This is a genomic window from Arthrobacter terricola, assembly GCF_004354015.1.
GTDB lineage: Bacteria > Actinomycetota > Actinomycetes > Actinomycetales > Micrococcaceae > Arthrobacter > Arthrobacter terricola.
In genome coordinates this window covers 1-4,061 of sequence record NZ_SMRU01000075.1, presented here as the reverse complement: position 1 = coordinate 4,061, position 4,061 = coordinate 1, and the positions used below count along the sequence as shown (strand labels likewise).

3 protein-coding genes are annotated in these 4,061 nt (G+C 67.9%); all 3 read left to right on the top strand.

Annotation, left to right across the window (positions count from 1 at the left end; all coding sequences use genetic code 11):
* On the top strand, nucleotides 1-1,612 hold a 1,612-nt coding region (locus E1809_RS26145; RefSeq protein ID WP_133207130.1), incomplete at its 5' end, for a glucose-6-phosphate isomerase.
* 15 nt (nucleotides 1,613-1,627) lie between these two features.
* Entirely contained in the window at nucleotides 1,628-3,193 is a 1,566-nt protein-coding gene (gene zwf, locus E1809_RS26140; RefSeq protein WP_133207129.1) for a glucose-6-phosphate dehydrogenase, read from the top strand.
* Nucleotides 3,190-4,061 (top strand): glucose-6-phosphate dehydrogenase assembly protein OpcA (locus tag E1809_RS26135; protein WP_133207128.1); only part of this gene is annotated, 872 nt, incomplete at its 3' end. The genes zwf and E1809_RS26135, both read left to right, overlap by 4 nt.

Below are 4,061 nucleotides of genomic sequence, written 5' to 3'. Positions count from 1 at the left end.
CGCCAGTGGTGCTGCGCAGCAGGCCATCGAGCAGCATGTTCGGGTACTTGTGGAGGACCGGGTTGCGACACGGATTTTCGCGAAGGATGCCTCGTTGTGGGGTCCGGAGGCGGAGTCCGAGGCGGCCATCCGTTTGGGGTGGGTGGAGGCGGCTGCCGTTTCCCGGGCCCTGGTCGGGGGGATCCTGGAGCTGCGGGACGCGTTCCGGGCCGAAGGGGTCTCCCGGATTGTGTTGTGCGGGATGGGTGGTTCTTCGCTTGCCCCGGAGGTGATTGCCGGTACTGCTGGCGTCGGGCTGACGGTGCTGGACAGCACCGACCCGGAACAGGTTGGTGCCGCGTTGGCGGACCGCCTGGCCGAGACCGCGATTGTGGTTTCGTCCAAGTCGGGCTCCACGGTGGAGACCGATTCGCAGCGGCGGGTGTTCGAGCAGGCTTTCACCGAGGCAGGTATTGACGCGAAGTCCCGGATCGTCATTGTGACCGATCCGGGTTCGCCGTTGGACACGGCCTCGCGTGAGGCCGGCTACCGTGCGGTGTTCAACGCGGACCCGAACGTGGGCGGGCGTTTTTCGGCGTTGACGGCGTTCGGTCTGGTCCCGTGCGGGCTGGCCGGGGTGGATATCGAGGCGTTCCTGGACGAGGCCGAGGAAGCCGCGGAGATCCTGAACGAGGACTCCGCGGAGAACATCGGTCTGCGGCTGGGTGCCGCGCTGGGCGGAACGGTCCCGTTGCGCAACAAGGTCGTGATCGTTGAGGACGGGTCCGGCATCGTCGGTTTCGCGGACTGGGCCGAGCAGCTGATCGCCGAGTCCACGGGCAAGTCCGGCACGGGTGTGTTGCCGGTCGTGGCCGGGCCGTCCGCGCCGGAGGTCAGCGGCGGCGCTGCGGACGTGCTGGTCATCCGGCTCGTCGGGACGGACACCGATGCCGTGCTCGGTGCGAACGAGGCCGCGATCGCCGGCGGGCTGGCCACGCAGATGCTGGTGTGGGAGTTCGCGACCGCCGTCGCGGGGCGGCTGCTGGGCATCAACCCGTTTGACCAGCCCGACGTCGAAGCGGCCAAGGTCGCCGCGCGCGGGCTGCTGGACGCCCGCCCGGAACCGACRCCGGCGAACTTCGTCGACGGCGCGATCGAGGTCCGCGCCGGTGCGTGGCTGGGCGAGGCCGGCACGGCCGAGGAAGCCGTGAAGGCGTTGCTGGCCGGGCTCGGTACCGAGGGGTATCTGAGTGTGCAGGCCTATTTCGACCGGATCGCGTTCGCGCCGTTGGAGGCCATCCGGGACGAGCTTGCCGGTGTCAGCGGCCGGCCTGTCACGTTCGGCTGGGGTCCGCGGTTCCTGCACTCGACCGGGCAGTTCCACAAGGGCGGGCCCGCGATCGGGTCGTTCCTGCAGGTCACGGCCGCCGCCCAGGGTGACATCGCGATCCCGGAACGGCCGTTCACGTTCGGTCAGCTGATCACGGCCCAGGCCGCCGGTGACGCCCAGGTCCTGCAGGACCACGGCCGTCCCGTGCTGCGGCTGCACCTGACCGACCGTGGAGCCGGTGTGGCGCAGCTGAAGAACATCGTCGCCGCGTTGGCCGCCCGGGCCGGCGCGCAAGGAAGCTAAGGCACAAACCCAGACATGCCAGACACTGACAACGGTTACCGCCCCACGGCCAAGACAAGCCACCGCAACCCCTTGCGGGACCCGCGGGACCGGCGCCTGAACCGCATCGCAGGACCTTCCTCCCTGGTGTTCTTCGGAGTCACCGGGGACCTGGCCCGCAAGAAACTCATGCCCGCGGTCTACGACCTGGCCAACCGGGGCCTGCTGCCGCCCAGCTTCGCGCTCGTCGGCTTCGGCCGCCGGGACTGGAGCAACGAGGACTTCGCCAACGAGGTCAAGGAAAACGTCAAAGCCCACTCCCGGACTCCGTTCGATGAGGCCGTGTGGAACCAGCTCTCCGAGGGCATCCGCTTCGTCCAGGGCGAGTTCGACGACGACCAGGCCTTCAAACGCCTCGGCGCGACCCTGGACGAGCTCGACGAAACCCGCGGCACCCGGGGGAACCACGGCTTCTACCTCTCCATCCCGCCCAAAGCGTTCGAGCAGGTCTGCCGGCAGCTGTCCAAGCACGGCCTGGCCCAGGCCGGGGACGGGCAATGGCGGCGCGTGGTCATCGAAAAACCCTTCGGTCACGACCTGGAATCCGCCCGGAAACTCAACGACATCGTCGAGTCCGTGTTCCCCGCCGACGCGGTCTTCCGGATCGATCACTACCTGGGCAAGGAAACCGTGCAGAACATCCTGGCCCTGCGCTTCGCGAACCAGCTCTTCGAACCGCTCTGGAACGCCAACTACGTGGACCACGTCCAGATCACCATGGCCGAAGACATCGGCACCGGCGGCCGGGCAGGGTACTACGACGGTGTCGGCGCGGCCCGGGACGTCATCCAGAACCACCTCCTGCAACTGCTGGCGCTGACCGCGATGGAAGAACCCATCTCCTTCAACGCCGATGACCTGCGCGCCGAGAAGGAAAAAGTCCTCGCCGCCGTCCGGCTCCCCGAAGACCTCTCCACCCACTCCGCCCGCGGACAATTCACCGGCGGCTGGCAAGGCGGGGAACTCGTCCAGGGCTACCTGGAAGAAGAAGGCATCCCGGCCGACTCCAAAACCGAAACCTACGCCGCGATCCGCCTGGACATCCACACCCGCCGCTGGTCCGGGGTCCCGTTCTACCTCCGCGCCGGCAAACGCCTCGGACGGCGCGTGACCGAAATCGCGGTCGTGTTCAAACGCGCACCGAACCTGCTCTTCCGCGGCCACGGCGAGGACGACTTCGGCCAGAACGCCGTGGTCATCCGCGTCCAGCCCGACGAAGGCGCCACGATCCGTTTCGGCTCCAAAGTCCCCGGCACCCAAATGGAAGTGCGCGACGTGACCATGGACTTCGGCTACGGACACTCCTTCACCGAATCCAGCCCCGAAGCCTACGAACGCCTCATCCTGGACGTGCTCCTGGGCGAACCACCACTGTTCCCGCGGCACCAGGAAGTCGAAGAATCCTGGAAAATCCTGGACCCCTTCGAAAACTACTGGGCCACCCTGGACGAACAACCCGAACCCTACGCCCCCGGCAGCTGGGGCCCGGCCTCGGCCGATGAACTGCTAGCCCGCGACGGACGAACCTGGAGAAGGCCATGATCGTAGACCTGCCCGACACCACCACCTCCAAAATCTCCAAAAAGATCACCTCCCTGCGCGAGCAAGGAGGCGTGATCGCCCTCGGACGCGTCCTGACCCTCGTCGTCGTCACCAAATCCGGGCTCGAAGAAGAAGCGATCGAAGCAGCCAACGAAGCCAGCCGCGAACACCCCTGCCGCATCATCGTCCTCGCCGACGCCGGCAGCAACGCCCCGGACCGGCTCGACGCCCAGATCCGGGTCGGCGGGGACGCCGGAGCCTCCGAAGTGATCGTGCTGCGCGGCTACGGATCCCTCGCCAAGGAAAACGAATCCCTCGTCGCCGGACTGCTCCTGCCCGACGCACCCATCGTGGCCTGGTGGCCCCACGGAGCACCCGACAACGCCTGCGAAACCTCCATCGGCCGCATCTCCCACCGCCGCATCACCGACTCCGCCAACGAACCCGACCCCCAAGCCGCCCTCACCCGCATCCGGACCACCTACCGCGCCGGCGACACCGACCTCGCCTGGACCCGCCTGACCAACTGGCGCCTGCAACTCGCCGCCGCCCTGGACCARGTCGACGAATCCCCCGTCACGGCCATCGCCGTCGAAGGCGCCTCCGACTCCCCCAGCACCCTGCTCCTGGCAGCCTGGCTCACCCTCTACCTGRACGCACCCGTCCACATCGTCGCCGACCCCGCCGGAACCGGCATCCGCCGCGTCAAACTCACCCGCGCCACCGGAGACATCCAACTCATCCGCCCCGGCCTCACCATCGCCGAACTCACCCAACCAGGCCAACCCCCACAACGGATCTCCCTCCCACGCCGCAGCCTCAAAGACTGCCTCGCCGAAGAACTCCGCCGCCTCGACCCCGACGACGT